The sequence below is a fragment of the Actinophytocola sp. NPDC049390 genome (assembly GCF_044466355.1).
Lineage (GTDB): Bacteria > Actinomycetota > Actinomycetes > Mycobacteriales > Pseudonocardiaceae > Actinophytocola.
The window spans coordinates 932,125-952,331 of sequence record NZ_JBITMQ010000002.1 but is presented as its reverse complement, the minus strand read 5'-3'; the positions used below and the strand labels follow the sequence as shown (position 1 = coordinate 952,331).

Below are 20,207 nucleotides of genomic sequence, written 5' to 3'. Positions count from 1 at the left end.
AAGCGCCCGCCGCGGGGGTTTCCAGTGGCCCCACGGGTAGCCGGTCGGCATGGCCGCGCGCGACCGCTGGGCAAGGAATCGCGAGTGCGGCCATACCGGATAGAGGAAGGAAACGGTATGTGGTCGCGGTTCCCCCTGCCCAGCCCCGTATTCCAGCGGACGCCGCCTCGCCGGGTGGCAGGGTGCGCTCGACCGTACGTGCTGTCGGTCATGGTCGCCGACCTCACCGGTCCCTGGTGCCCGGTCGCCAGCCTCCACCTCGACCGGCCGAGCGAGGAGGCCCCTGCGTTCGACGTCGTCGTCAACTCCCTGTCCGGGTTCGTCCCCGCCGGATGGGTCAACGGGTTGGAGGTCCCGCCCACCGACGTTCCCAGCGAGGACGCCGATGACGATGGTGGTCACGGCGAACACCCTCGATCCGGACCTGGCTCAGTGGTTGGCGAGGTCGTTGTCGAGAAGTCGGTCCGCGCGGATGACGACCAGCTCCTCGTATTGCTGTCCGGCCGCGATCAGACCGAGGTCGCGGAGCCGGTCGGCGCGGCCGCGCATGACCGGGCCGAAGGGTTCCTCGGCGCGAGCGACTACTGACGCTTTCAGGCCGCTCTCTCGCAATCGGTTGAGTGTGGTGTCCACACCACACAGTTCCGATTGGACGGTGAGCAGGCTGCCGCCCGGTGCGAGGAGATCGAATGCGCCTGCGCACAGACGATCGAGCACCGCGCGGCCGTCGGCACCCACGTTCCACGCCCGGCTTTGTCCCCGGGCGGGGAGACTGGGTACACCGGGCGCATAGGGCGGGTTTGCCAGCACCAGGTCGAACTGCCTGCCCCACCTACGGTGAAATGCGTCGCCGTGCTCGACCCTCACATACAGTCCGCGGATGGCCGTGTTGAGCCTCGTGGCCAGGACAGCGCGGCGGCACACATCCACCGCGGTCAGCGACCTCGGTTGTGTACGCGCCGCGACGATCGACAACGCTCCTGTGCCGCAGCAGATCTCAAGGACGTCGCCGCCCGGCGCGATGCCCGCTTGCTGCAGTGCGTCGGCGAGCAGCCAGGTGTCACCTTGTGGACGGTAGACGCCGAACGGTCGCAGCAACTTCATGGCCGTGGCTACCTCCACGAACCTCGTTCAAACTGCACAAAGTGTCGGGACAACTGGGTTTTCTCTCGGGAACCGGTGTATTCGCGCTCATGTGAGGCCTCGAGTGTCCTGCTACCCGGCGGACCGGGGCTATCGTCCGCTGATCTCGGGAAGATCGCCACAGCGGTGGTGAGGACCCGTCACACAACCGGGCCCCGTCGAGCTGCCGTCCGAGTGGGAGGGCCTGGTCGCCGACGGGGCCGGGGTGCTGTGAGGACGGCGGGGGAGAAGGTGAGCAGCCCGCCGACGACGTGGCCGGGCAGGGGTTGGTGGTGGATGGTGCACAAGCTGGTGCACGCCGTCGTCACCGGTGCGGTCGACGACGCGCTGGTGGCACGCCATGAGCCTGCTCGTCAAGCGGGCGTGAGGCCGCTGCCACGGGCCATGGCGTCGCCGCCCACGCCCACCGGAAAGGGGGAACAGCAGGTCACAGGGTGGCTCCGGGACCTCGACTGACACGGCGAGCGGCTCCCGAAGCACGCGGTGGTGGTGCTCGACCTGTGGGGTCACAACCAGACGAGGACCTGTGGGGCAACCGCACACGCCGTCCGGGTTCGTTCTCATGACCTGACCGGGTCGACGGCAGCCGGTCGCGATGTCGGTAGGTGTTGGCCGTCGGTGCCGGGTTTCTGCCACCGGAACACCCCGGCGCCTTGCGCGTAGGACAGGTGCCCGCCCAACGCGCCGCCGGCACTGAGCACGGTGAGCCCGAGCGTGCTCAGGGCCATGCCGCAGGTGTGGGCACCTCGCGTGCGGCTGAGGTAGGAGCCGGCGAACAGGGCCACTGCCACGGTGTTCAATGTCGCGTGGGCGATGCCGACCCGGCGCTGCCGTTCGTCGAGGTCGGCGTAGTCGGCCAGTCCGAGCAGCGCTGTCGGCGCGATCGCGGCAAGCCCGAGGCCGGTCAGCGTCCGCGCCGCCTCCCGGTTCCCGCGCGCCAGGTCGAGTACCGCGGTGCCGACGAAGGCTCCGATGGGCACGGTCACCATCAGCGGGTGCAACGGGTGCCCGAGCCACCTGCCACGGAGGGCGGCCTTCGTACCGGAATTTCGGAGCGCCTTGCGCACCGCGCCGGCGATCATGGCGGCGACGCCGTCCACCTGGCGCAGGTCTTCGAACCATTGTAGCAGTTTGTGCGCGTCCATGGGGCCGGTTACCCGCTCTGAGCCGGTTCACCGCTGTTACGGGCCTCGGCTCGAACATCGCCCGGTGGCCGTTCTCCGGGTGTCGGAACGAGGTCGGCGTCGCGGAATCGGAGGAGGAAGTTCACGTCGACCGAGACCGCAGACACCCGTCGGAACCCGGCTGAATCACCCGTCGTGCCGCGGAGACGCTGGCATGACGAATCCCAAACGCCACGTGCAGTCGGTGTTATCCGATTGGAGGCACAGGCACGGGCGGCCCCACTGCCCGGATAACGCCCTACCCAGGTCAGCGTTGTGGTGTCACGGAACCCAGCGTGGCCCCAGCGTCGGGTTGGTGAGCGGGTGTCCGTCGCGGCAGTCGGATGCCGAGCGGCCGCCTCGCGGCACGCGGTCTCGGGGGCAACCGCAGCAGGAGGGCGTCGAGGACGATGTCCGTCCGCGATAGTGCGGTTGTTGGATCGCGCGGGCCACGACGACGTGGCCGCCGTCGGATTGTGGCCGGTGGTGCGTCGGGAGGAGGCGGAAGCCGAGTTCGGTCAGCGCTTGCTGGGCGGCTGCGCGTCGACAAGGACCAGGTCTCGCGGCGTGGCCATTCTGAACAGTGCAATGCGGACATCACTCGGTCGAGGCCCGTCGACGAGTTGCCGATCCGTCCGAAAGGGACCGTCCCATATGGCGCTTGTCGATGTCGTGGGCGATGTGGCCTGCCCGCAACGGCCATTGAACCTGAAAGAGTGATTACCTGATATGCGGTCGCGCTGGCGGCATGGCTTTGAGACAAGGAAGAATGTGGCCACACGCAATGGGTACGCACGGCACATGACTGAACAACCAGGAAACCAGACTCCGAACACACCGGACATAGACGAGACCGAGCTGCGCGAGATGAAGGCGGACGAGCTGCGGGCGAAGGCCAGGAAGCTGAACGTATCGGGGGCATCGGAGATGCGCAAGGAGGACCTCGTGCATGCCGTCGCCACTGCGACCCAGGACAGGAGCGGTGCGAGTGGACACCAGAGCGGCGGTGTGCGCACTGGTCCGGAATCCTCGAAGTCGCTGAAGTACTCGCAGGAGGTCACTTCACCGGACGACGATCCGGAGCGGCCGGGACGTAGTCTCGTGACGACCAGCCACGAAGTGATCCGGCAATGGGCGGAGCAGCGTGACGCCGTACCCGCCACAGTGGAGGGCACCGAGCACGACGACCACCTCGGCGTTCTGCGGTTCGACTTTCCAGGGTACGGCGGGGAGAAGCTGCAGCACGTCGACTGGGACGAGTGGTTCGCCACCTTCGATGAGCGCCAGCTCAACTTCATCTACCAGGAGGAGCGCGGGGACGGTTCGCAGAGCAACTTCTTCAGGGTGGAGAACCCGGGTCGTGAAGACGCCTGAACCTGCCTGTGCTGGTCGCCGTCCTGGAAGCAGGAGCCTGTACGCGGCGTTGCGAGGCCGCCGAGCCAGGCCGACCGGCTCTCTCGGTTGCCATGGAGTCATCGCACCTCGGACAGCAGTTCGCGTGATCGTGACGAAGGGCGACCGCACGGCCAGCCATGACGCACGCGACGTTGTCACTGTCACGAGCCGCGGAACAGCGCGGTCCTGATCTGGCCGCGTCCGCGGTCGAGGTCCTGTTGGTCCCGAGATGCCGACGTTGTGGTGCGGCTGCCGCTCAACTGGCGGGCGCTGTTGATGAGGCCGACCATGCTGAACGCCTGGGGTGTATTGCCGATCTGCCTGCCGGTGGCGGGGTCGTACTCCTCGCTGAGGAGGCCGACATCGTTGCGCAGGCCGAGCAGTTTCTCGAACAGGGCACGTGCTTCCTCAGGTCTGCCTGTCCCGGACAGAGCGTCGACCAGCCAGAAGCTGCACGCGAGAAAGGCGCCTTCGGTCCCGGGGAGGCCGTCGACTCCGCCGTCGTGGTCGGTCCGGTAGCGCAGGACGAACCCGTCGCCGCACAGCTCCCGGCTGACCGCGTCGACGGTGCCGCGGACGCGGGAGTCCGACCAGGGCAGGAAACCGACCCGGGGGAGCAGCAGCAGCGCGGCGTCGAGGCCTTGCGAGCCGTAGAACTGGGTGAAGGTGTTCCGATCGGGGTCGTAGCCCTTGGCGCAGACCTCGCGATGGATGTGGTCGCGCAGCCAACGCCAGCGGTCGACCGGGCCGGGGAGGCCGTGCCGGTGAACGGTGTCGATTGCGCGGTCCACACCTGCCCAGGCCATCACCTTGGAGTGGACGAAGTGCCGTCGTGGACCTCGCACCTCCCATAGGCTGTTGTCGGGCTCGTCCCAGTTGCCCTCGAGGAAGTCGAGCAGTGCCCTCTGGAGGTCCCACGCGACGTCCTGCGCCGGCAGTCCGGCTTCCCGGGCGAGGTGCAGGCCGTCGAGGACCTCTCCCCAGACATCCAGTTGGAGCTGGTCGGCCGCGGCGTTGCCGATCCGTACCGGCCGCGAGTTCTCGTAGCCACTGAGCCAGTCGAGGGTCTGCTCCGGCAGGCGGCGTGTGCCGTCGAGGCCGTACATGATCTGCAGCTTCGCGGGATCGCCGGCGACCGCACGCACGAGCCATTCCCGCCAGGCACGTGCCTCTTCGACGAAGCCGGTGCCGAGCAATGCCTGCAATGTGAACGTGGCGTCGCGGAGCCAGCAGAATCGGTAGTCCCAGTTCCTCGGACCGCCGAGTTGTTCGGGCAATGACGTGGTCGCCGCCGCCACGATGCCACCGGTCGGTGCGTAGGTCAGCGCCTTGAGGGTGATCAACGCGCGCCGTACCGCGGTGTCCCACGGACCGCGGTACTCACAGCGGCCGATCCAGTTCGACCAGAACGCCTCCGTGTCCGCCAGCGCCTGGTCCGCGTCGGCCGGCGCGGGCTGGGGGAGGTGGGATGGGGTGTGTGTGAGGACGAAGGCGAGCCGGTCACCGCTCGAGACGCTGAAGTCGGTTACCGCCGCGGTGTCCCCGTCGGTCAGTCGTACCGCACCGTGCAGCCACACCGCATCGGGACCGGCGATGGCGGCCAGGCTGGTGTCGTGGAGGCGCGTCCACGGACGGACGTGGCCGTAGTCGAACCGCAGCCGCAGCAGCATCCGCATGGGCACGCGGCCGGAGAGGCCCTCGACGATCCGCACCACGTCGGCCGCCTCGCCCCGGGGTGGCATGAAATCCACCACGCGCACGGTGCCGTCGGGCGTGTCCCACTCGCTCTCCACGATCAGCGTTTCGTCACGGTAGCGACGCCGCGTCGCCGCGCCACCGGAAGCGGGAGCGATCCGCCACATACCGGCACGCTCCGAGTCCAGCAGCGCCGCGAAACACGCCGGGGAGTCGAACCTCGGCAGGCACAGCCAGTCGATGCTTCCGTCTCTGCCGAGCAAGGCCGCGGTCTGGAGGTCGCCGAGCAGCGCGTAGTCCTCGATCAGGCTTGGCATTCCTCGCCTTCCGTTCGGCTGTCGTCGCATCCGGCGTCGTCGAGCTCGAGACGATGCCGTAGGAAGCGGTGTGTGCCATCACGTCGAACACGACCTGCCCCGCACCGGCCGCTTCGATCACCAACTCTGGTTCGAGGCGTTCCGCGAGGTCGTCGACGAAAGCGTGGTGGTACGTCGCGCCCAGTGATCTGCTCCCAGGCCTTCACGACCACGGTCGCAGGCTCCATCCGCGTGCCGGCCTCGGTCAGTCGCGGATCGATGGTGACCGCGTGATCCGGGCCGACACACCACAGTTCGCGGCCGTAGCCGTCGATCTCTTCGATGCCCCGCTGGGCGTACCGGCCGTTGCGGCACATGTCCAACTCACCGTGTGCGCAGGCACCGCATGGTGCAAGCCGCTCCCGGCCGGGTGGCGCCCAGCTGTCCTCAACTCGCACGGTTTCCTCGTTCGTGCCGCGCACCCCGACAGCGATTCCCTCGACCGGCAGCTCGCCCCGCTCGGGGCCCGGTTGGGCCACGTCGATCACAGCCAACGATCCGACGCGTCCAGGGAACACCGTCAGCGCACGCATGACGTACGGCTACCCGTTCACCGAGCTCCTACTGGTTTTGATCGGGGACAGTAAGAAACCCGCAAGGTTGAATTTCGCGGTGCCCGTCACTCACCGTGTGGCAGGGACGGCCGTCACGGTATCGGTTCAGAACCCCACGGCGGCGGTGATGAGAGAGGTCAGGCAGTGCGGAGTTCGTGAGCTCGTTGAGGGTGGAGTTGACAGCCGTGCCTTCGCCGTCGATCGCAGCGCCGGCGACGCTCATCGCAGGAGGCCTCTGCGCCGTCGGCTCCGTCGTACCAGACCGGCCGCGATTCCTGCCGCCAGGCCGACAGTGATCGCACCGACGAGCACCGTGTAGATGTCATTAGGGCCACGCGTCAGGGTGATGACGAAGTACCCGATCATCACGATCAGGCTCGTGATCGCGGCAGTCACCTTCGCCGGGAACAACCTCTCGTCCGGCGTCTTCTCTTCTGATGTCCGCTTTTCCAGCACGATCTCGTCTCCCTTCACACTTCCAGTCGCCGTCCGGCTACCCACGTTCCTGCGTGCACATGTCTTGCCGGGTCGGTGTGAAGGTTGCGATGTCGTCCGGCCCGGCTCGAACTTGTGTGCTCTGGGTGGCTGACGACCATCGTCTGCGAGGTGAGCAGAGCATTACGCTGGGCCTGTCTCCGGCTCGACCAGCCTTGACGGCAACTGGTCACTGTTTGGTAACTGGCCACTGTTGGTAGCTGGTCACGGAGATGGCTTGTCGGGGAGAGCGTCCGCCAACACGGCGTAGACCGAAAGGAACTCGAACAGCCCGGTCCTCCGCAGAGTGCGGCCGACGACGGAGTCGCCCACGACGATGCGCAGGTCGCGGCCCGCTCGCTGACCACGCTGGTGGTGTTCGACCAGTACGGTCAGTCCCGAGGAGGCCATGAACGATATGCCGGTCATGTCGATCACGATGGGCCGCTCCGGTGCGACTTGTCCGGCCTTGGCCAGTTCGTCGAACAGCCGGGACGCGGTGACGTGGTCCACCTCCCCGACGGCGTGGATGACGACGGCGCGGTCGTCCACGCCGCGCCGCAGGATCAGGCCATTGTCCTGCGCGTCCTCCGCCGCGTCCGGCACTGCACGTGTCCCCTCAGGTCAGCGAATATCTCGAACACTAGACGTTGACCGCACTGGACGCTTACGTCGCCACGTACGTGGCCCGACCGTCGAGCGGCGTTCTCGCCATGTCGTGCAGGGCGTTGTTCGAGACAACTGCGGCGCGCGTGATCGATTCGGGCGACTGATCGAACTGAAGTGTCTCCGGTGGAATGAGCATCGGCCTCCCCGACGCCGGCCTGTCCTAAACTGCGATGGTGACGAAGATCGGCTCTTCGAGTCCCGCTGAAGCGTTCGAGTTGCTGATCGAGGGCAACCGGCGGTTCGTCGCCGGCGCCCCGGAGCACCCGAACCAGGATGCGGCACGCCGTGCCCAGGTCGCACCCGGTCAGCGCCCGTTCGCCGTGTTGTTCGGGTGCTCGGACTCCCGATTGGCCGCGGAGATCATCTTTGATCGTGGCCTGGGTGACCTGTTCGTCGTCCGGACGGCGGGCCACGTTGTGGGTTCGGAGGTGCTGGGCAGCATCGAGTACGGGGTTGACGTACTGGGCTGTCCCCTGGTTGTGGTCCTCGGCCACGACTCGTGTGGAGCGGTCGGGGCCGCGTGCTCCGTGTTGGAGCACGGGATGGTGCCGATCGGTTACGTGCGCGATGTCGTCGAGCGGGTGACGCCCAGTGTGCTCGCGGCGCGGGCCGCCGGTCGCATGACGCCCGACGAGATCCTGGCCGAGCACGTCGCGCACTCGGTCGACCTGCTCTTGGATCGCTCCCGTGTGTTGGCCGACCAGGTCGAGTTTGGTCACGTCGCGGTCGTGGGCCTGCGCTACAGCCTGGCCGACGGCAGCGCCGAGATCGTCGCAGCGCGCGGACTCGACGTCATAGCCGACTCCCCCAGCTGAAAGGCCGGGTCACGACGTACATTCGTGGCGGCGTTCCTCGCCAAGGCGTTGCCGACCGACTCGCCCACCCTGCGTTCCACCTCCTCGGCGCGTCGCACACGGATCTCCGGCCATGACCCCGGTCGCCGGTGAAGAGCTGCGGTGCGCGTAGGCGATGTTCGCTTGCAACAGCAGGCGGATCTGACGCCGCGTCGCAGCGAAGCCCAGGTCCCAGTAGTGCAGAAGCAGGTTCGCGCACACGTTGTCGACCAGGCCGGGTCGGCGTCACGTCGTCGCAGGCGACGAGCGGGCCCGGCAGGCGGCCGGGCGGTGTGGCCGGCCAAGGCACTGCTCGACGGGGCGGTGAGTGCTCAGGTCGTGATCGTCAGCAGCAGTGTGACGTCCAGGACGGCGATGACGATCGTCAGCCGGAACGCCACAGGGCTGTTCGGTGCGCGTACCGCGGCGACGGCGGTGGTGGCGGCCAGCGCGATCCCGGCTACCGGCACGGTCACGGCGAACAGCGTCGACGTGCCGGCGGGAGCGACGCCGAGCAGGACCGAAGCGGCGGCCAGCGCCGCGGCCATGACGATCACGCCGGTCCGGGGACCGAGCCGGTGCGGGAGCCCGCGTATCCCGGTTTCCGTGTCCGCGCGGAGGTCGGGCAGGACGTTGGCGAAGTGTGCGGCGAATCCGAGCAGTGCGCTGACCACTGGCATCCACCACGGTGGCCACGGGTGCTCCGGCAACGCGACGTACGGCGCGACCGGGAGACCCGCGAAGGCGATGAGGTAGGTCGCGCCTGACCAGACTGTGGCCTTCAACCGGAGGTTGTAGGCCCAGGCGGCCGCGACACCGACGAGCAGCGCCGCGGCGGGGAGCGGCCCGAGCGTGAACGACGACACGATCGTGGCCGCCAGTGCCGTGACCGCGGCCGCGGCGACCGTGCGTTCCGGGACTGTTCCCGACGCCACCGGTTTGTCGGTGCGCCCGGTGGCGCGGTCCCGTGCGGCGTCGATCCAGTCGTTGGACCAGCCGATCGACAGCTGGCCGGTGAACACCGCGACGCCGAGGATCACCACCTGCCCCGGGCCGAGCCCGGCGCCGACCGCGAGCACCACGGCCACGAACGTGACCGCCAGGCCGGGCACGGGGTGGCACGCGGTGACGAGACCGCGCAGCGGTCCCGGCCGCCTGGTCCGCACCTGACGCGGCGTCTCCTCCGGCGCGGCAGGCAAGTCGGTCATCTGCCGAGTGTAGGCGGAAGTCGTACCGTAAAAGAGGTGACGACGATTTCGGCGGTCCATGGTGTACTTCCGCCGCACCGATATCTCCAGGCGGATCTGACCGAGTTGTTCGGCCGGTTGTGCCTGCCGGACCCGGCCGCGCGAGCCGTCGCGAACCGGTTCCACACGAACGCGCGGGTGGCCACCCGGCACCTGGCGCTGCCGATCGAGCGTTATGACGACCTGGATGGTTTCACCGCCGCGAACGACGCGTTCCTGTCCGTCGCGGTGGACCTCGGCTGCGAGGCCGCGCTCGCCGCGCTCGACGACGCGCGCCTCGCACCGTCCGATGTGGATCTCGTGGTGTCGACGACGGTGACCGGTATCGCGGTTCCGTCGCTCGACGCGCGCATCGCGTCGCGGATCGGGATGCGGCCGGACGTGAAGCGGGTGCCGGTCGTCGGTCTCGGCTGTCTTGCTGGTGCCGCGGGGATCGCGCGGCTGCATGACTTCCTGCGCGGCTGGCCGACGTCGGTGGCGATGCTGGTGTCGGTGGAGTTGTGCTCCCTCACCGTGCAGCGCCAGGATTCCAGTGCCGCCAACATGATCGCGTCCGGGCTGTTTGGCGATGGCGCGGCCGCGGTCGTCGCGGTCGGCGATGACCACCTGTTCGCGGCGAAGGGCCCGCACGTCGTGGACTCGGTGAGCCACCTGTATGAGAACTCCGAACGCGCCATGGGGTGGGACATCGGCAGCACGGGGCTGAAGGTGGTGCTCGGCGCGGAGGTGCCCGATCTCGTGCGCACCCACCTGGCCGCGGACGTCGAGCGGCTGCTGTCCCCGCACGGGTTGGCGATCGGCGACGTGGCGCGCTGGATCTGCCACCCCGGCGGGCCGAAGGTGATCGAGGCGATCCAGTCGGTGCTGGGGCTCGACGAGGACGACCTGGCGATGACGTGGCGTTCCCTGCACCGGATCGGCAACCTGTCGTCGGCCTCGGTGCTGCACGTGTTCGCTGACACGCTCGCCGGCCGGCCGGCCGCCACCGGGGACTGGGGTGTGGTGATGGCGATGGGCCCGGGGTTCTGCGCGGAACTGGTGTTGCTGCGATGGTGACCGACGTCTGGTACACGGTCCTGATCGGGCTGGTCGCGCTCGAGCGGTTGGCGGAGCTGGTCGTCGCGAAGCGGAACCTGGCGTGGAGCCTGGCCAGGGGTGGACGTGAGACCGGGTTCGGGCACTACCCGTTCATGGTGGTGCTGCACACCGGTCTCCTGGCGGGTTGCCTGCTCGAGGTGTGGCTGGCGGACCGGCCCTTCACCGCCGCGCTGGGCTGGCCGATGCTGGCCCTGGTGGTCGCGGCGCAGGCGCTGCGGTGGTGGTGCATCCGCGCACTCGGTCCGCGGTGGAACACGCGGATCGTGGTCGTCCCAGGGCTTCCCCTGGTCACCGGCGGCCCCTACCGGCTGGTCCCGCACCCGAACTACGTCGCGGTCGTCGTCGAGGGTTTCGCGTTGCCGCTCGTGCATGGCGCGTGGTTGACGGCCGCGATGTTCACCGTCGTCAACGCCGGCTTGCTGACGGTGCGGATCCGCGCCGAGAACGACGCGCTGAGGTCGGTCCATGCGTGAGCACGACGTGGTCGTCGTCGGCGGCGGTCCCGCCGGTCTTGCCGTCGCGCTGGGGTGCGCACGGGCGGGCATGGACGTGGTGGTGTGCGAGAAGCGCGCCGGGGTGCTCGACAAGGCGTGCGGCGAAGGGCTGATGCCCGGCGCCGTGCGTGCACTGACAGCGCTCGGGATCGACCCACCTGGGCACCCGATCGAGGGCATCACCTACCGGCAGGGTGAGCGGGCCGTGCACGCCGCGTTCCGCACCGGCCCCGGCAGAGGGGTGCGGCGCACCGCACTGCACGGCGCACTGCGCACCGAGGTCGACCGGCACGGCGTGCCGGTGCTGGCGACCGCGATCACCGAGGTCGTGCAGCACGACGACCACGTGCGGGCGGGCGATCTGCGAGCCCGGTACCTGGTCGCGGCGGACGGGCTGCACTCCACCGTCCGTGACCGCACCGGTCTCGCCGAGGGCGGCGCCACGACGTCCACGCCCCGCTGGGGACTGCGCCGCCACTACGCGATCGCCCCGTTCTCGGACGCGGTCGAGGTGACGTGGGCGGCACAGTCCGAGGCCTACGTGACACCGGTCGCGCCGGACACGATCGGCGTCGCGATCCTGTCGTCGGTGCGCGGCGGGTTCGACGACCAGCTCACCGCCTTCCCCGAGCTGGCGGCACGGATCGCGGACGCGAAACCGGTCTCGCCGGTCCGAGGTGCGGGCCCACTGCGGCAACGGGCCGCCCGCAGGGTCGCGGGACGGGTGCTGCTCGCCGGGGACGCCGCCGGCTACGTCGACGCCCTCACCGGCGAAGGGCTGGCGCTCGCCATGACCACCGCGGCCGAACTCGTCCGCTGTCTGCGCGCGGACCGGCCCGCCGACTACGACCGCGCCTGGAGGCGGGCCTCACGACGGTCGCGCTGGCTGACCGAGGGCCTGCTGTGGGCACGCGGCCGTCCCGCGCTCGCACAGCGGATCGTGCCCACCGCGGTCCGTGCCCCGTGGTTGTTCGCCGCCGCCGTCGACCAGCTCGCCCACTGATGCGGGACGGAATTCCCGACTGGGACCTCGTGGTCGTCGGCGCTGGACCCGCCGGGGCGACGGCGGCGCTCGCCGCGCTGCGTGCCGCCCCGTCGGCACGCGTGCTCGTGCTGGACGCCGCCGACTTCCCCCGCGACAAGGTCTGTGGCGACGGCGTTGCACCGCACGCCATGGACGTGCTCACCGCGTTGGGGGTGGACGCGGCCGGGCTCGCGTCAGGCACCAGACCGGTGGGCGGGCTGCGGCTCGTGTCACCGGGCGGCGTACGGGCCAGGCGGAGCTTCGCGCGGCCCGCCGCCGTCATCCCGCGCGTGCTCTTCGACGCCCGGCTCCTTCAGGCCGCCAGGGACGCGGGCGCGGTGTTCCAGCGGCGGCGGGTCCGCACGCTCGTCCAGCAAGACGCTACGGTCCTCGTCGACGATGTCCTGCGCGCCAGGACGGTCATCGGCGCGGACGGCGCCGAGTCGGTCGTGCGGCGCCACTGCGGCGCCGGGAACGCACGGCAGGGCACCGTCGCGATCGCACTGCGTGGGTACACGAGCGCGGCACCGTGGCCTGCCGACGAGCAACGGCTCGTCATGGCGGGAGCGCACTGGCCCGCCTACGCCTGGGTCTTCCCGGTCGGGGACGACACCGCGAACGTCGGCTACGGAGAACTCCTGACGGCCACGCCCCCGAGCAGGGCGGAACTGACGGAACGGCTGCACGCCCTGCTTCCCGGCCTCGCCCCGGTGCGGCTGCGCGGGCACCGCCTGCCGCTGTCCCCCGGTCGCCCGGCTGTCGCGCACGGCCGGGTGCTGCTGGCCGGTGACGCGGCGTCGCTCATCAACCCGCTCACCGGCGAAGGCATCTACTACGCCGTCCTGTCCGGCGCCCTCGCGGGCGCCGCCGCCACGACACCCGATCCCGCCCGCGCCTACCGCGAAGCCCTACGCCGCCACCTCGGCAGGCACCTCCGGCACACCGACCTGCTTGCCCGGCTCACCGGCCGACCGTGGCTGGTAGACGTCGCCACCGCCGCCGCCCGCGACGACCAGCGCGCCTTCGACCGCATCGTCGAGATCGGGCTCGGCGCGGGCACGCTCGACCTGCCGCTGGTCACGGCCATGGTTACAGCGATGGTCACAGCGACGGCACGGCGTGCCGGGCGAGTGCTCTGACCACCTCTCACCGCTCCGCAGGCACCGTGGCGGTCGCGGTGACTGGCCGTTTGCCCAGTGAACTCGGCGCATCCGGATGGGCGCCCTCCTCAACGCTGATGCCCATGCGTTCGACCAGTTCACCGCCCAGCCAGCCGCCGAACCCAGCGACGGCCAATCCGGCCCACGCCAGGACGAGAGCGAGCGGGGACGCGTCCCAGCCCGGCGCGCCCGCCCGCAGCAACCAGCTGATCCCGAACAGCACCAGCACGGCGGTGTTAACGAATCCGTGCGCGAGCCCAACCCTGCGTGCCCTCGTGCCGACAGGGACCGCGAGCAGCCAGTCGAGCCACCCGGTCGCCGACGTGACCACGCCGAGCAGCACGCCCGCGGCGATGACGTGTGCTGCGGTGAACGCGAAGCTGGCGCGGTCGGTGATGAGCCACAGCACGTCGAACCCGACCGCTGTGGTCAGCAGGCCGAGGGGAAACACGATGAGTATGGGGTGCACGGCATGACCGCCGGCACGGACACGGCTTCGCATCGGTTCATCCCTTCACAGACAATCGCCCGAACCCGCTGACTACCCCGGCCCTGGGCGACCATGCGTCAACAGGGTGTGAAGGGGCAAGCCCTGGGAATGGCCCACGAATCTGCGGCCGTTCCACCTGAACCCGTCCGAGTTGGGCATCGAGCGCGGCCACCGGTTGGCCTCGGAACCGGCGTCCCATCCGCGGCCTCAGCGCGTCGGCTCGCCAGAAAGCAGCGTGACGGCGGCGGGAAGGCTGGACAGGTGCTCGGGACTTGCGCGGCGCCGCGCGGACCAGCCTGGCCCGGCCGTGACGATGCGTGGCGAGAGGCGGCGAAGGCTGGCCACGACGCCGCTCGCGGTGCTCGGCCGTTGCGCCCACACCACGACCGCCTCCGGTGACGATGCGCGGACCGCCGCGACGAGGCCGCGGGTGGGCATCGCGGCTCCCAGCATGCGCACGGGCACGTCGCGCTCCGCGAGCGCGGCGCCGAGCGCCTCGAGCGGCAAGGTGTGCTGCTCGTCCTGCACACAAGTCAGCAGGACAGCAGGCCGGCGGGCTTGGGGTACCCCGTGCAGGGTGTTGTGCAGTGCCGCGCTGATCGACCACGACAGCACGTGCTCGCGCGGAACGCATGTCACCGGCTCCGAGGCTTTCCGCTGCTCGTCCTCGACATCGGCCAGGGCAGGGCGACAGACGTTCTCCCAGGCCGCGACCACGCCATGCGCTTGGATGGCCTCCACGAGAACGTTACGGCAGGATCGGCTGTCCAAGGCTCGGCTCGCCGCGGTCAACCGGTCCCGCGCGACGTCGAGACCGGGGCCGGCCAACGGCCCGGTGGTTGTCCGGGCGGCGTCGGAGGCCAGCATGCCCGACCGGATCAGGTCGCGCATGCGCTCCAGGCGGGAGATGTCCTCGGCGGTGTAACGGCGGTAGCCGCCGGGGCGGGTGGCTTGCGGCCCGATCTCGTAGCGACGGTGCCACGACCGAAGGGTGGTCTCGGCGATGTCGAGCGCGCGGGCCACCTGGCCCCCGGTGTAGGTCCGCGAGGCGGAAGAACCGCTGGACAGTTCCCTCGCGAAGCGTTGAGCAGCGCTGTCGCCGCGATGGGCCATCCGTTCATCATCGCACCCACCCGGCACCACCCTCAGGCGGGTTCTGCCCGTACTCGACGACGTCGTGTCAGGTCTCTTCTACGTCGGTCGGTCGTTGATCAACAGGCTGCAGGGCGCTGCGCTGGGCGAGTGATGTCGGTCGGGGACTGTCCGACCGGGACTTCGCGGTTGGGTCAGGTGTTTGATGGCAGGCCAACTGCCGGTCGACGCCGGTGATCTGCAGTACGCGGTTGACGTTTCGCGATCGTGTGATCAGCCGCAGGCGCCGTCCTGCGTCGCGTATCACCCGGTTGGCGTGTACCAGGACGGAAATTCCGGTGGCACTGAGGAAGGTAACGGCGGACACGCCGAGGATCACGTCTCGGTCCGGGTCGGGGAGACAGGTATCGAGGAACGTCCGAAGGTCCGGGGCCGTCGCGAGATCGATCTCGCCGACGACCTCGATCACCGTAGTGGTGGTAGTGGGACGGGTTACGCGAAACCGGAGACGAGCATCGCGTCGGGTGGTGTGTGAGGTGATCGGGATGTTCACCGGTTGTGGTTGGTTGGCGGCGCTGGCGCCAGGCCGCAGAGCGGCTCGACGGTGCGCCTGCGTGCAGGCGAGAAACGTTTCGGAGGTGAGCACAGGAACCTTCCTGAGCAAACAGTGGGGCGGGACGGCATCATCGAGAACCCCGGTATTGATTCGCGTGGCGTACGGGTTGGACGCCGTGTGCACGAGGTGATCGCGGGAGCCATCTCGAGCCGGAAGGTATTGGGCGGCTGTCGGCTCAACCGTCGGCACCACCCTACTACACCTCGTAGCTGGCTGCGTCGTTTGTGCGTCGACTGGTCGAGACGAGGCATCACGACCGGACTGAGCGGCGGCCGGTGGCGACGCCAAGGGCACAGCTCGGGTGAAGTGCGATGTCAGGTGTCGTTGTCTCGGGCACGTGCCTCGGCGCCGGTTTCCCCGACCGTGCCGACATCGTCGTTGCCTGCCACGCGGCCGACGAACTCCTCGTTCTCGCCGGGACCGGTCGTGGACGCGTTGTCGTGATCGTCGCGCTCTGGTTCACCCCCGACCGCGCGGGTGAGAGCAACATCGTGATCTTCTGGGACGTCTCCCTCACGCTCGGGCATCGCTGCACTCGACGACCTGCCCAACAGAGACCTCACCCAGTCGCGCAACTGTGTCCACATGCATCTGGGATACCCACTGATCGCCGGGCTATCTGGGAATTCCGCTCAGCGCTCGCCGTCCGTTCCGTGGCTCGGCCCGAACCCGACCGTCTCTGTCGTGTTCGGTGACGTCGGTGGCCAGGTCCCCCGCGCTGCTCCCAGCGGCAGGGCCCGGGAGTCGGCACCCAGTTATGACATCATCGCTGTTCGACCATGTCGCTGTCATCGTCGTACCTGCGGACCGTTTGACGCGTCTGCGCGCGGTCAGGCCGTGTCGAGCCCGTCGGGGTGTTCGGTGAGCGTGCGGGCCAGGCCGACCAGCTTGACGTTGAGGTCCTGAGAGGTGCGGCGCAGCACCTCGAACGCCTCATCGGCGGTCATACCCCGCCGCCCCATGAGGATGCCCTTGGCCTGCCCGATCACATCACGTGTGTCGATCGCGCGCCGCAAATGTCGTTCGCGCACCTCGGACAGCTCCACCGCCGAGGCGTACGCCAGCGCCAGCGACGCGTGCGACGCCAGCAGCAGCGCGGTGTGCCGGTCCTGGTGATCCAGCCCGGCGGTCCGCTCCGAATAGATGTTCAGCGCCCCGCCCAGCGCCGTGTTCAGCGGGATGTGCAGATCGGTGGACAGCACCGCAGCCAGTCCGTGGATCGAAGCCTCCTGCGCGAACCGCGGCCAACGGTCCTCGACAGTCAGATCGTCGCTGGCCGCGAACCCCGGGCCCTCGGGTCGGGCGGCATCCAGACACGGGCCCTGCCCAGTGCGGTACTGAACCTCATCCAGCGCACCAGCCAACGCATCAGTCTCCACCGGGGTGAAGAACGCGCCACCTCGGTCACGCAGCGTGACACTCACCAAGTCCGCCCCAGGGACAATCGTCCTGGCGGCGTCCACGATCCGGTGCAACGCCACGCCGACAGTCGACGCGCCGACCAGGACTCGCGTCAGTGACGCCAACTGTTCCGCGAACGCATCCTCCGCCGGGTCGATCGGCGACGCTTCCCCCACGACCTGGAGCGCACCCGCGAGGTCATCGAACATCTCCAGCCCGGAAGGCAACTCCCCAGCCCGCAGTGACCGACCAGCAGCGCTGAGCGGACCGACGACGACCTTGGAAGGCACGCCACGCCGTTCCAGCGCCTCGACAACTGCCAGGAACTCGTGGAGACCAGCTGGTCTGAGCAACCGCACCTCGCGGACGTCGAACACGACCGAAGGTGGCGGCGGCAACGCCGCCACCACCTCCCGCAACGCGGCATGGTCAGCCCCGACACCACCCAGCACACCTGCCAACCGCACCACCAGGGCCTGGCTTGTGGAACGCGACGCGACTGTCAGCTTGGCCGCCATGACATCGCCATCCTCACTGCCCCCCACGCCCCCTCGACACGGTCAGATGGTCGATGCACGAAGCACGACCGTCGACGCACCACCACGCCGCATCGGCGTGGCTCCCCCGCCGAACCGCATGACGTCGCCCCTGGGCAAATGCCCGCGCCCACCACCGTACTCTCCACAGTGCCCAGATGCTGCCCCTGACGCACCCGCCCACGTGCCTCACGAACCGGACGCCGTGGTCTCCCCCGAGACGATGTCCCGGTCGTCAGTCTCCCGAACCGAGCCGCGCCCGGTTCGTCCACGACGTGAGATGGAAGCAGGAGTAGCGGCGACGTGCTCCACGCGCGGTATCGTCGTCAGCGTGGCGGGCGCGCATTCCCCCGAACGTTCGTGGTGGGGCTGGGGGAAGACCGGCGAGGTGTTGTCCGATGCCGACTGCGTCGCGATCGGCGCGCTCCTGCCTGGGTTGCCGAGCGCTCCGCTTCCCGTACCTCAGCTCGAAGACCTTGTGCTGCCGCCGTCGCGGATCACGCCACCGAACGCCCTTGCTCATCGTTTCTCCGTCGCTCTGCCGGATCGGGCCGGGCACACGTACGGCAAGGCCTATCGAGATGTCGTTCGTGCCCTGCGCGGCGACCTCGCCCCGGCGCCGGATCTGGTCGCGTTTCCGCGCAGCGAGGACGAGATCGTGGACATCCTCGACTGGGCGGGCGAGCACCGTGTCGCGGTCGTCCCGTATGGCGGCGGCTCGTCCGTGGTCGGCGGGGTCGAGTGCCGGAGCACGGACCACCGCGGCGCCGTCTCCCTCGACCTCACGGCCATGCACCGGGTCCTGGAGGTCGACTCGGTCAGCCGGGCAGCCCGGATCCAGGCGGGTGCGTTCGGGCCGGTGATCGAGAATCAGCTGCGCCCGTACGGTTTCACGTTGCGGCACTTCCCGCAGAGTTTCGAGTTCTCGACACTTGGCGGCTGGCTTGCCACCCGGGCGGGCGGCCACTACGCCACACTCCTCACCCACATCGACGACCTCGTGGAATCGATGCGGGTGGTCACGCCGGTCGGGATCAGCGAGTCATGGCGGGTGCCCTCTTCGGGAGCAGGTCCGTCCCCGGACCGTCTGTTCCTCGGTTCGGAGGGTGCGCTCGGTGTGATCACCGAGGCGTGGCTGCGGCTTCAGGACCGGCCTGTGTACAAAGCGTCCGCGTCTGTCTCGTTCGCCACGATGGAGAACGCGGTCGAGGCTGTCCGGGCTGTCGCGCAGTCCGGCCTCCACCCCGCTAACTGCCGCCTGCTCGATCCCGGTGAGGCGGCGCTGTCCGGTGCCGGTCGCCATGGAGAGGCTGTGCTCGTCCTCGGGGCCGAGTCCGCACACCACCCTGTCGAGGCGCGGCTCGCTGAACTCGTCACCCTGGCCCACGACCACGGCGGCGCGGCGCGGCCTCGTGGCGAGCGGGGTGACAGCGCGGTGGAGAGCTGGAGGTCGGCCTTCCTGCGGATGCCGTACATGCGTGACGGGCTGGCCAGGATGAGCGCGATCGTGGAGACGTTCGAGACGGCGTGCACGTGGGACCGGGCATTCGAGGTGTACGCGACGGTGCGTGCGGAGGTCGGTGCGGCCGTCGAGGAGATCACCGGCGCGCGGGGTGCGGTGAACTGCCGCTTCACTCACGTCTACCCGGACGGCCCGGCCCCCTACTTCACGGTGGTCGCCGCCGGACGGCGGGGGAACGAGCTCGCCATGTGGGATGACATCAAGTCAGCGGCGATGGCATGCCTGACCCGCTTGCGCGCGACAGTCACGCACCATCACGCGGTCGGTCGTGACCATCGCCCAGGCTACGACCGGCAGCGTCCCGAACCGTTCGCGGCCGCGTTGCGCGCGGCCAAGACCGCGCTGGACCCGCACGACGTGCTCAATCCCGGCGTTCTCATCGACTGACCGCGAGCCGTCAGGTAACGAAATGGTCTCGACTGCTCGCCAAGGCGAGCCACATGCCCTCTTGCTACGAATGGTCATCGGATGGGCAGTTACATGACTCGCGGAGGATGGTGAACGACAAGGCGTCAGTCGGTCAACTGAGTCGGGCAAGCACTTCGAGTACGGTTGCCGGGGTGGCAATCGCGTATCTCGCCGACCTTGATTTCAACAGGAGCCCTTGTTGCAGTCAACATTACATCGCGGGACATTTCCAAATCGCTAATCGGTGTAATTGTTCAAGACGCGCACGGAGGCAGGTGGCCCTCCGTGCGCGTCTATGGTCTGAACAATGTGTCGCCGGATCAAGTCGCTGTGCGGCTCCGGTGGCCAAGAGAAGTCGCCGTCAACCCGAGCGCGATCATGCCGACGCCGAGTCCCAGATGCAGCCAGTTGTCGGCCGTGTTGATCGGAACGAAGTTCGCGGCGCTGTCCTGGTCGACAACCAGGCCGTAGATCCACAGTATCAAGTAGACGATGCCGCCACCGATCAGAAAGGTGCGCGCGCCGCCCGCCGTGCGGGCGAGCGCGATGCCCGCCACTCCGAACGCCAGGTGCACGAGGTTGTGGAGGATGGATACGTTGAACAACCCCAGCAGCATCGCCGTCGACTCATGGCCCGCGAAGGTCATCCCGTCGTAGTCGGTGGTGGCGCCCGGTATGAACCCGAGGATGCCCACCAGCAGGAACACCGCGCTGACCAGCAATGCGATCATCTGGATGGGACTTCGCCGACCTGCCGTGACGCCGGTCGGTGACGTGGGTTGGGCCATGATCATTCCCCTCTCCGTGCTGGAGTCGGTCATGTATCGACCCGAAGCG

At 69.0% G+C, this 20,207-nt stretch carries 21 protein-coding genes; 8 read left to right on the top strand and 13 right to left on the bottom strand.

Annotated features, from left to right (window positions below; genetic code table 11):
• Positions 1 to 429: 429 nt before the first annotated feature.
• Positions 430 to 1,104 (bottom strand): HemK2/MTQ2 family protein methyltransferase, encoded by a 675-nt coding sequence (locus tag ACIBVP_RS10750; protein WP_396105815.1) that lies wholly within the window; start codon positions 1,102 to 1,104, stop codon positions 430 to 432.
• A gap of 249 nt (positions 1,105 to 1,353) precedes the next feature.
• Here ACIBVP_RS10750 and ACIBVP_RS10745 point away from each other — a divergent pair, with 249 nt between their 5' ends.
• Positions 1,354 to 1,599, top strand: a complete 246-nt coding sequence (locus ACIBVP_RS10745; protein WP_396105814.1) for a hypothetical protein — start codon at positions 1,354 to 1,356, stop codon at positions 1,597 to 1,599.
• A 104-nt stretch (positions 1,600 to 1,703) separates the two neighbouring features.
• On the opposite strand, the gene ACIBVP_RS10740 is transcribed toward ACIBVP_RS10745, so the two are convergent.
• On the bottom strand, positions 1,704 to 2,288 hold the full coding sequence (locus tag ACIBVP_RS10740; protein WP_396105813.1) for a DUF2231 domain-containing protein: 585 nt from the start codon (positions 2,286 to 2,288) through the stop codon (positions 1,704 to 1,706).
• Between the two features lie 885 nt (positions 2,289 to 3,173).
• Here ACIBVP_RS10740 and ACIBVP_RS10735 point away from each other — a divergent pair.
• Positions 3,174 to 3,680, top strand: a complete 507-nt coding sequence (locus tag ACIBVP_RS10735; protein ID WP_396105812.1) for a Rho termination factor N-terminal domain-containing protein — start codon at positions 3,174 to 3,176, stop codon at positions 3,678 to 3,680.
• A gap of 182 nt (positions 3,681 to 3,862) precedes the next feature.
• Here the strand turns inward: ACIBVP_RS10735 and ACIBVP_RS10730 are convergent, their stop codons facing one another.
• From ACIBVP_RS10730 to ACIBVP_RS10715, 4 genes are all read right to left on the bottom strand, one after another.
• On the bottom strand, positions 3,863 to 5,713 hold the full coding sequence (locus tag ACIBVP_RS10730; RefSeq protein ID WP_396105811.1) for a glycoside hydrolase family 15 protein: 1,851 nt from the start codon (positions 5,711 to 5,713) through the stop codon (positions 3,863 to 3,865).
• A complete protein-coding gene (locus ACIBVP_RS10725; RefSeq protein WP_396105810.1) occupies positions 5,701 to 6,285 on the bottom strand; it encodes a hypothetical protein in 585 nt (194 codons plus the stop codon). Before ACIBVP_RS10725 ends, ACIBVP_RS10730 begins: the two co-directional genes overlap by 13 nt.
• Positions 6,286 to 6,525: 240 nt before the next feature.
• Positions 6,526 to 6,762, bottom strand: a complete 237-nt coding sequence (locus ACIBVP_RS10720; RefSeq protein ID WP_396105809.1) for a hypothetical protein — start codon at positions 6,760 to 6,762, stop codon at positions 6,526 to 6,528.
• Positions 6,763 to 7,005: 243 nt separating this feature from the next.
• Positions 7,006 to 7,386, bottom strand: a complete 381-nt coding sequence (locus ACIBVP_RS10715) for an STAS domain-containing protein (protein ID WP_396105808.1) — start codon at positions 7,384 to 7,386, stop codon at positions 7,006 to 7,008.
• Positions 7,387 to 7,619: 233 nt separating this feature from the next.
• On the opposite strand from ACIBVP_RS10715, the gene ACIBVP_RS10710 reads away from it, so the two are divergent.
• Complete coding sequence (locus tag ACIBVP_RS10710; RefSeq protein ID WP_396105807.1) at positions 7,620 to 8,264, top strand: carbonic anhydrase; 645 nt, start codon at positions 7,620 to 7,622, stop codon at positions 8,262 to 8,264.
• Between the two features lie 350 nt (positions 8,265 to 8,614).
• On the opposite strand, the gene ACIBVP_RS10705 is transcribed toward ACIBVP_RS10710, so the two are convergent.
• Positions 8,615 to 9,490: a UbiA family prenyltransferase gene (locus ACIBVP_RS10705; protein WP_396105806.1), complete on the bottom strand. Its 876-nt coding sequence runs from the start codon at positions 9,488 to 9,490 to the stop codon at positions 8,615 to 8,617.
• Positions 9,491 to 9,526: 36 nt separating this feature from the next.
• On the opposite strand from ACIBVP_RS10705, the gene ACIBVP_RS10700 reads away from it, so the two are divergent.
• Genes ACIBVP_RS10700 through ACIBVP_RS10685 form a run of 4 tightly spaced genes read left to right on the top strand, consistent with a single transcriptional unit; the run spans position 9,527 to position 13,284 of the window.
• Positions 9,527 to 10,585 (top strand): type III polyketide synthase, encoded by a 1,059-nt coding sequence (locus tag ACIBVP_RS10700; RefSeq protein WP_396105805.1) that lies wholly within the window; start codon positions 9,527 to 9,529, stop codon positions 10,583 to 10,585.
• Positions 10,579 to 11,100 carry an isoprenylcysteine carboxyl methyltransferase family protein gene (locus tag ACIBVP_RS10695; RefSeq protein ID WP_396105804.1) on the top strand — a complete coding sequence of 174 codons (522 nt, stop codon included), beginning with the start codon at positions 10,579 to 10,581 and terminating at the stop codon, positions 11,098 to 11,100. The genes ACIBVP_RS10700 and ACIBVP_RS10695 overlap by 7 nt, the downstream gene beginning before the upstream one ends.
• The gene (locus ACIBVP_RS10690) at positions 11,093 to 12,124 is read left to right on the top strand and encodes an NAD(P)/FAD-dependent oxidoreductase (protein ID WP_396105803.1); all 1,032 of its coding nucleotides are present in this window, start codon (positions 11,093 to 11,095) and stop codon (positions 12,122 to 12,124) included. Before ACIBVP_RS10695 ends, ACIBVP_RS10690 begins: the two co-directional genes overlap by 8 nt.
• Positions 12,124 to 13,284: an NAD(P)/FAD-dependent oxidoreductase gene (locus tag ACIBVP_RS10685; protein WP_396105802.1), complete on the top strand. Its 1,161-nt coding sequence runs from the start codon at positions 12,124 to 12,126 to the stop codon at positions 13,282 to 13,284. The genes ACIBVP_RS10690 and ACIBVP_RS10685 overlap by 1 nt, the downstream gene beginning before the upstream one ends.
• A gap of 7 nt (positions 13,285 to 13,291) precedes the next feature.
• Here ACIBVP_RS10685 and ACIBVP_RS10680 read toward each other — a convergent pair whose 3' ends face one another.
• From ACIBVP_RS10680 to ACIBVP_RS10660, 5 genes are all read right to left on the bottom strand, one after another.
• Positions 13,292 to 13,807, bottom strand: a complete 516-nt coding sequence (locus tag ACIBVP_RS10680) for a DUF2231 domain-containing protein (protein ID WP_396105801.1) — start codon at positions 13,805 to 13,807, stop codon at positions 13,292 to 13,294.
• Positions 13,808 to 14,002: 195 nt separating this feature from the next.
• Positions 14,003 to 14,908 (bottom strand): MerR family transcriptional regulator, encoded by a 906-nt coding sequence (locus ACIBVP_RS10675; protein WP_396105800.1) that lies wholly within the window; start codon positions 14,906 to 14,908, stop codon positions 14,003 to 14,005.
• 67 nt (positions 14,909 to 14,975) lie between these two features.
• Positions 14,976 to 15,440 (bottom strand): STAS domain-containing protein, encoded by a 465-nt coding sequence (locus ACIBVP_RS10670; RefSeq protein WP_396105867.1) that lies wholly within the window; start codon positions 15,438 to 15,440, stop codon positions 14,976 to 14,978.
• Positions 15,441 to 15,817: 377 nt separating this feature from the next.
• Positions 15,818 to 16,030, bottom strand: a complete 213-nt coding sequence (locus tag ACIBVP_RS10665) for a hypothetical protein (RefSeq protein ID WP_396105799.1) — start codon at positions 16,028 to 16,030, stop codon at positions 15,818 to 15,820.
• 303 nt (positions 16,031 to 16,333) lie between these two features.
• A complete protein-coding gene (locus ACIBVP_RS10660; protein WP_396105798.1) occupies positions 16,334 to 17,422 on the bottom strand; it encodes an ANTAR domain-containing protein in 1,089 nt (362 codons plus the stop codon).
• A 349-nt stretch (positions 17,423 to 17,771) separates the two neighbouring features.
• Here ACIBVP_RS10660 and ACIBVP_RS10655 point away from each other — a divergent pair, with 349 nt between their 5' ends.
• Positions 17,772 to 19,349: an FAD-binding oxidoreductase gene (locus ACIBVP_RS10655; protein WP_396105797.1), complete on the top strand. Its 1,578-nt coding sequence runs from the start codon at positions 17,772 to 17,774 to the stop codon at positions 19,347 to 19,349.
• A 341-nt stretch (positions 19,350 to 19,690) separates the two neighbouring features.
• On the opposite strand, the gene ACIBVP_RS10650 is transcribed toward ACIBVP_RS10655, so the two are convergent.
• Positions 19,691 to 20,158, bottom strand: a complete 468-nt coding sequence (locus ACIBVP_RS10650) for a DUF4383 domain-containing protein (protein ID WP_396105866.1) — start codon at positions 20,156 to 20,158, stop codon at positions 19,691 to 19,693.
• Positions 20,159 to 20,207 lie beyond the last annotated feature (49 nt).